The sequence below is a fragment of the Arthrobacter sp. P1_A5 genome (assembly GCF_056406825.1).
On the sequence record NZ_JBFTZL010000028.1, the window covers coordinates 22,197 to 28,390 of the forward strand.

Consider the following 6,194-nt stretch of genomic DNA (forward strand, 5'->3'; position numbering starts at 1 on the left):
CCGGCAGCGCCGGCAGTGGCGGGGCGCGACGGCCCTGGGACTAGCCGGCGTCGAAGGCGTCCTTGTCATCGTCGCGGTCCTTCGGCGACTTGTTCTCCGGCAGGTCCGTCCCGGAGCCGTCCGGCAGCCCCGCCGCGTCCTGTCCGGACTCAGAGGAGAAGGGCCGCCCGGCGTCGGGCTCTTCCGTGTTGGCCCCGTCCATCTCCGCTTCCGACGACGGCACTGCCGCCTCGGAATTCTCCGAGGCGTCCGGGTCGAAGCCGGGGGTTGCGCTGGCGTTTTCTGAACTCATTTGTTCCTCCGCTCCTCCGAAGCGACCTGCTCCGGGTTCTCCTGCACTGTCTTGATCTTCTGCACCGAACTGGCTCAGGTCCGGCGCGCCGGCCGGATACGTCTCGCCGTCGGGGCTGTCCTGGTTCAGCCCGGCGGCGTCGAAGGCCTCCTCCTCGCGGGGCTGGGCGAATTTCTTCCCATCGCCGCCCACCTCCTGCTCGGCGGTCGGTGTGCCGTAGCCGCCCGCTTCCTCGGTGACGGTCTTGGGATCCTGCTGGTTTTCAGTCATGTCATTCCTCCTGGTACTGGAAACTGGTGCTGGAAATGGGACTAGCTGGCAGTGGACGGGTCCGGAGCGGGTTCAGAGGCCTTTGCCTCCGGTGACCGGAAGCACGGCTCCGGAAATGTAGGATCCGTGGTCGGAGGCGAGAAGGACATAGGCGGCCGCGAGCTCCGCCGGCTGCCCCGCCCGCTGCAGGGGCGTGTCCTGGCCGAAGGACGGGAGCTTGTCGGGCCATTCGGTGGCCGGAATCAGCGGTGTCCAGATGGGACCCGGGGCCACGGCGTTGACCCTGATCCCCTTGGGTCCGAGCTCCTGGGCCAGGGCTTTGGTGAAAGCCACCTGGGCCGCCTTGGTCATGGCGTAGTCAATGAGCCCCGGGGACGGGTTGAAGGCCTGGATTGACGCGGTGGTGATGATCGACGCACCCGCTTCCAGATGCGGCACCGCGGCACGGGCCGTCCAGAGCAGGGAGTACAGATTGGTTTTGAAAACTCGATCAAACTCTTCGGTGGGCAGTGATTCGAAGCTCTCGCGGTTCTTCTGGTAGGCCGCATTGAGCACCAGGACGTCGAGGCGCCCGAATTCGGCCAGCGTCGCCTTCACGATGTCAGCCGCGAATTCCTCGCTGCGCCCGTCGCCGGGGAGAAGCAGGGCCTTGCGGCCGGCCTTTCGGATCCACTCGGCCGTGTCCTGCGCGTCGTCTTCTTCCTCCGGCAGGTAGGAGATGGCGACGTCGGCCCCCTCACGGGCGAAGGCGATCGCCACCGCCCTGCCGATCCCGGAGTCGCCGCCGGTGATCAGGGCGGCCTTGCCGCTCAGGGCACCGCTGCCGCGGTAGCTTTCCTCGCCGTGGTCCGGCTTGGGCTCCATAGGCGCGGTGAGGCCGGGCTGCTTCTGGACCTGTTCCGGGAACGGGCCGGAATGGTAGCCGGCGCGCGGATCGCGGGGCTGTTCGGGCTGCTTGGGCTGGTCCTGCCGTTCGCTTGAGTCGCTCATAGTCCACCTAACAACGTGTCGGTTTCCAGGGATGTTCATCGGTCCCGTGTGGCGGGGGTCCGCTGAATCCATCCCGGCGAAGTAATCAGTTTCTACCCTAACCACAATATCGTCAGCAAGCTTAGTACCAACTTGTTTTTGGCAACTCTCAAGCCTAGGTTGAGGGTGGGGCCGCATGTTGTGGCGGTTTCCTTGGTTTCAGGATTTTGCGGAGGAGTACCGATGACTGGCCCAGTAGTGCCGAAGAACGACGGCAGGGACGAGTCCGTTGCGGAGCGGATGGACCGCAACTGGGTCGAACTGCTGCAGGAACTGCGCGTACTGCAGACCGGCGTCCAGATTCTCGCCGGCTTCCTCCTGACGCTGCCGTTCCAGTCGCGCTTCGAGACGCTCGATGACTACCAGACCCGCCTGTATCTCGCCAACGTCGTCCTGGCGGCCCTGACCACGGCCACGATCCTGCTGCCTGTGAGCGTGCACCGCCGGCTGTTCCGGCAAGGGCTGAAGCAGGCCCTCGTGAGCAGCGCGGACATCATCGTCAGGTTTTCGTTGACCGGGGTGGGGCTGCTGAGCGTGGGCACCACCTCACTTATCTTCGATGTCACGGTAGGTCGGACGGCGGGCGTGATCGCCGGCGTCGGGCTGCTCGCCGTGCTGGTGCTGCTGCTGGTACTTGTCCCTGCCTGGATCCGTCGACGGGCCCGCAAAGAGGAGTCGCTATGACAAACGTTTCACATGAGCGCCACACCGCAGGCTCGGGAACCATGGGCAAGTGGGTCAAGGAACATGGACTGCTTCTAGCCAATATCGGGCTGTTCGTCGTGTTTTTCGGCGGCATGGTCCTGAGCGGGGCAAGCACCTACAGCGACGAGCAGCTTGCCCACGGCGAACCTGCCGTGACCGTCCTGCAGTACCTTGGCACCGGGAACTTCCTCGAGGCGACTTTCGAGAACTGGGAGTCGGAATTCCTGCAGATGGGCATGTACGTCATCCTCACCGTCTTCCTGTTCCAGAAGGGGTCCTCCGAGTCCAAGCCGATGGGCCGGACCTCCCCGCAGGACGAGGACCCCCGGCAGGCAAAGCTCAAAGAGTCCACGCCGTGGCCGGTGCGGCACGGCGGCTGGGTCCTCAAGCTCTACGAACACTCGCTTTCGATCATGTTCCTCCTGCTGTTCCTGGCGTCGATCGCCCTGCACGCGGTTGGCGGCGCGGAGGACTACAACAGTGACCAGGAGGCGCACGGACAGCCCACCGTGACTGTGCTGGGCTATCTGGCGACGAGCCGATTCTGGTTCGAGTCCTTCCAGAACTGGCAGAGCGAGTTCCTCGCCGTGGCGGTCCTGGTGGGCGCCTCGGTCTACCTGCGCGAGAAGGGCTCCCCCGAGTCCAAACCCGTGGCCGAACCGCACTACGAGACCGGCGCCTAGAGGGCAAGCCGGCCGGCACGGCCGGCCATCAGGGGCGTCAGGCGCCTTCGAGGACCTGGCTGGTGACCCAGGTAAGGTACTTTGCGGCGTTTGCTACTGCGTCCTGGGGGCTGCCGGCGACGTCCAGCAGCTGCGCCGCGGCCACCACGCCGTGACGGGCAAGGTCCTCCGGGGTGACGAGGATCCGGCCGGCCACCACGACCACCGGAATGCCAAGGGCCTGGGCGGCATCGGCGAGGGCGATCGGCGCCTTGCCTGTCAGCGATTGGCTGTCCATGGAGCCTTCTCCGGTGATGACCAAATCAGCCACCGCGAGTTTCGCGTCCAGCCCGGTGAGGCCGGCCACCAGCTCGAAGCCGCCTTCCAGGGCGGCCGTGCTGAAGGCCAGGAACGACGCCGGAAACCCGCCGGCCGCTCCGGCGCCGGGCACGTTGACGTCCCGGCCGGTCCTCTGGCGCAGGACCGAGGCCCAGTTGCGCAGGCCGGCGTCGAGCAGCTCCACCGCATCGGCGTCGGCGCCTTTTTGCGGGCCGAACACGTGTGCCGCGCCGTCGCTGCCGAACAGCGGGTTTTGGACGTCGACGGCGATCCTGAACTTCACCCCGGCCAGCCGCGGGTCCAGGCCGCTGATGTCCACGGACGCGACGTCGGCAAGCGACCCGCCGCCGAGGGGCACCACGTTGCCGGCGGCGTCCAACGGCTTGAGTCCGAGGGCGCGGAGGGCCCCGCTGCCGCCGTCGCTCATGGCCGAACCGCCCACGCCCAGCACGATTTCCGTGGCACCGGCGTCCAGTGCGGCGGCGATCAGCTGGCCGCAGCCATAGCTGTGGGCGCGCAGCGCGTTGGCCGGTGTGGGCTCCATGTGCGCCAGCCCTGAGGCCTGCGCCGTTTCAATCACCGCGGTGGCCCCGCCGAAAGCATCCGCCCGGATGGCCCACGCGGCACCGATCGGGGCCAGGATCGGGCCGACAACCGCGTTGAGCCGTTCCTCGTAGCCGGCCGCGACAGCCGCCTCGAGGGTCCCTTCGCCGCCGTCGGCCACCGGAAACTGGATGGCGTCGGCCTCGGGGTAGACGCGCAGGGCGCCTTCGGCAATGGCCGCGGCGGCTTCGACGGCGGTGAGGGAGCCCTTGAACTTGTCCGGGGCGATGAGGATGCGCATGGCTCTATCCTGCCAGCCCGGCGGCCCCCGATGCTGCCCCATCGCCGGCGCAGGGACAAATCCGTGCCACTGGGAGTAACCTGTCTGCCACACATATTCCAGCCCGGGCCAGCCCCGGCAGAGGACAACGTTGGAAAGCAACGGATAGGGGGATCGGTGAGCCACTACGGACACGGCGTTCCGGGCGTGACCGAGTTACTGCTGGTGCGGCACGGTGAAAGCCAGGGCAACGTTGCCGCCACGCTGGCTCAGCAGGCCGGCGCGCATGTCATTGATGTCCCGGCCCGGGATGCGGATGTCGGATTGTCGGACACGGGACGGGAGCAGGCGCTGGCCCTGGGCAGGCTCCTCGCGGGCTACCCGGACGGCCGGCGCACGCCAGTCTGGTCCTCGCCCTACCTGCGCGCACGCCAGACTGCGGAACTCGCCGTCCAGACCGGCGGCTGGCAAACATCTGTCCTGATCGATGAGCGGCTGCGCGACCGTGAGCTCGGCATCCTGGACATGCTCACTTCGGCCGGGGTGGAAGCCCGCCTCCCGGAGGAGGCCGGCCGGCGGCGGTGGCTCGGCAAGTTCTACTACCGGCCCCCGGGCGGCGAGTCCTGGGCGGACGTCGTGCTGCGGCTTCGCTCGCTGCTCGCCGACCTCGACAACAGGCACCCGGGCGGGGGCGTCCTGCTGGTCTGCCACGACGCCGTGATCTTGCTCATCCGCTACATCCTGGAGGGGCTCTCGGAGGAGCAGCTGCTGGACATCGCGGCCGCGTCCACCATCCTCAACGCCTCCGTCAGCCGCTTCGTCCGGCCCGGCGGCCGGGGGGAATGGCAGCTGGAGGCGTTCAATATGGCCGACCACCTCACGAGCGAAGGTGTCCCGGTAACCCAGCACTCGGGAGACGCCGATGTCCACCCCCGCTAACTCCCGGCAGGCGAAACGCCGCCCCCGGGCCGAGGCCGTCACCCCCGCTTTGTTGCGCGCCTGGCCGCTCCCTGACGGCGGCTCCGGAAAGGATGACCGGGGCTCCGTGCTGGTGATCGGCGGTGCGCGCAAGACGCCCGGAGCGGCCTTGCTCGCCGGCGTCGCCGCCCTCCGCGCGGGCGCGGGCCGGCTGACCCTGGCCGTGGCGGAGTCCGTGGCGGTGCCGCTCGCCATCGCCCTGCCCGAAGCCGGTGTCCTTGGCCTGCCGGAAACGACGGCCGGGACCGTGGTCGGTTCCGCCGCCGGGTCCCTGGCCGCCGAGCTGGAAACCGCCGACGCCGTCCTGGTGGGGCCGGGCCTGGACGACAAGGACCAGACCACGGCGCTGCTGCGCGAACTCCTCCAAGCCACCCCGGGCAGCCCGCCGTGCCTTGTCCTGGATGCTTTTGCCCTGGCCAGCGTCCCGGAACTCGAAGCCGAACTGGCGCCGTGGGCCGGCCGGCTGATCCTGACCCCGAACATCACGGAGGCGGCCATCCTGCTCGGGCGGGAGGTCGAGGACCTGCACCGCCAGCTCCCTGAGGTGGCCCACAAATACCGGGCCGTGGTCACGTGTCAGGGGGCCATCGCAGAACCCCGCAGCAGCAGGGCTGCCGCGTCCGGGGCCGGCCTCTGGGAAATCACCACAGGGCACAGCGGGCTGGGCACCTCGGGCAGCGGGGATGTCCTCTCCGGCGCCATCACCGGCCTCCGCGCCAGGGGAACGGGCAATGCGCAGGCCGCCTGCTGGGGAACGCATCTGCATGCTGCGGCCGGAGACCGCCTTGCCAGCCGGCTGGGCGGGCTGGGCTATCTCGCCCGGGAGCTAACCGACGAATTGCCGCCACTCATGATGGAACTTTCCGCCTGAGCGGAGCGATCCTTCAGGACCAGGTCCCGCGCTCCTGGAGGACCGACTTGAGCAGGTCCGCGCGGTCCGTGACAATCCCGTCGACGCCAAGGTCAAGCAGCCGGTGCATTTCCGCGGGCTCGTTGACTGTCCACACATGGACCTGCAGCCCGTGCCGGTGTGCCCGCCGGATAAAGCCCGGCGTCACCACCGGCACGGCACCGTAGCGGACGGGAACCTGCAGGG

Annotated in this window: 8 protein-coding genes; 4 read left to right on the top strand and 4 right to left on the bottom strand. The window is 68.4% G+C overall.

Translation table 11 applies throughout. The annotated features are described in order from the left end of the window. Window positions 1–40: 40 nt before the first annotated feature. Complete coding sequence (locus AC1D1S_RS07080; protein WP_476994099.1) at window positions 41–562, bottom strand: hypothetical protein; 522 nt, start codon at window positions 560–562, stop codon at window positions 41–43. A 72-nt stretch (window positions 563–634) separates the two neighbouring features. Further along, complete coding sequence (locus AC1D1S_RS07085) at window positions 635–1,552, bottom strand: SDR family oxidoreductase (protein ID WP_028275969.1); 918 nt, start codon at window positions 1,550–1,552, stop codon at window positions 635–637. Window positions 1,553–1,774: 222 nt separating this feature from the next. Between AC1D1S_RS07085 and AC1D1S_RS07090 the strand changes: the two genes are divergently transcribed. Beyond that, complete coding sequence (locus AC1D1S_RS07090; protein ID WP_028275968.1) at window positions 1,775–2,275, top strand: DUF6328 family protein; 501 nt, start codon at window positions 1,775–1,777, stop codon at window positions 2,273–2,275. Then, entirely contained in the window at window positions 2,272–2,979 is a 708-nt protein-coding gene (locus AC1D1S_RS07095; protein ID WP_253906706.1) for a DUF6766 family protein, read from the top strand. The genes AC1D1S_RS07090 and AC1D1S_RS07095 overlap by 4 nt, the downstream gene beginning before the upstream one ends. Before the next feature lie 37 nt (window positions 2,980–3,016). Here AC1D1S_RS07095 and AC1D1S_RS07100 read toward each other — a convergent pair whose 3' ends face one another. Then, the gene (locus AC1D1S_RS07100; RefSeq protein ID WP_028275966.1) at window positions 3,017–4,141 is read right to left on the bottom strand and encodes a glycerate kinase; all 1,125 of its coding nucleotides are present in this window, start codon (window positions 4,139–4,141) and stop codon (window positions 3,017–3,019) included. Between the two features lie 156 nt (window positions 4,142–4,297). Between AC1D1S_RS07100 and AC1D1S_RS07105 the strand changes: the two genes are divergently transcribed. Together AC1D1S_RS07105 and AC1D1S_RS07110 are read left to right on the top strand one after the other, a co-directional pair. Next, window positions 4,298–5,059, top strand: coding sequence for a histidine phosphatase family protein (locus AC1D1S_RS07105; protein WP_243178285.1), 762 nt, complete (start codon window positions 4,298–4,300; stop codon window positions 5,057–5,059). After that, window positions 5,043–5,969: an NAD(P)H-hydrate dehydratase gene (locus AC1D1S_RS07110; RefSeq protein ID WP_476994100.1), complete on the top strand. Its 927-nt coding sequence runs from the start codon at window positions 5,043–5,045 to the stop codon at window positions 5,967–5,969. Before AC1D1S_RS07105 ends, AC1D1S_RS07110 begins: the two co-directional genes overlap by 17 nt. A gap of 13 nt (window positions 5,970–5,982) precedes the next feature. Here the strand turns inward: AC1D1S_RS07110 and AC1D1S_RS07115 are convergent. After that, window positions 5,983–6,194 (bottom strand): glycerophosphodiester phosphodiesterase family protein (locus tag AC1D1S_RS07115; protein WP_476994101.1); only part of this gene is annotated, 212 nt, incomplete at its 5' end.

What these genes read in the sequence shown, in the direction of transcription:
- AC1D1S_RS07080 (WP_476994099.1), bottom strand. Translation starts at nt 562, where the DNA reads ATGACTGAAAACCAGCAGGATCCCAAGACCGTCACCGAGGAAGCGGGC.
- AC1D1S_RS07085 (WP_028275969.1), bottom strand. Translation starts at nt 1,552, where the DNA reads ATGAGCGACTCAAGCGAACGGCAGGACCAGCCCAAGCAGCCCGAACAG.
- AC1D1S_RS07090 (WP_028275968.1), top strand. Translation starts at nt 1,775, where the DNA reads ATGACTGGCCCAGTAGTGCCGAAGAACGACGGCAGGGACGAGTCCGTT.
- AC1D1S_RS07110 (WP_476994100.1), top strand. Translation starts at nt 5,043, where the DNA reads ATGTCCACCCCCGCTAACTCCCGGCAGGCGAAACGCCGCCCCCGGGCC.
- AC1D1S_RS07095 (WP_253906706.1), top strand. Translation starts at nt 2,272, where the DNA reads ATGACAAACGTTTCACATGAGCGCCACACCGCAGGCTCGGGAACCATG.
- AC1D1S_RS07100 (WP_028275966.1), bottom strand. Translation starts at nt 4,141, where the DNA reads ATGCGCATCCTCATCGCCCCGGACAAGTTCAAGGGCTCCCTCACCGCC.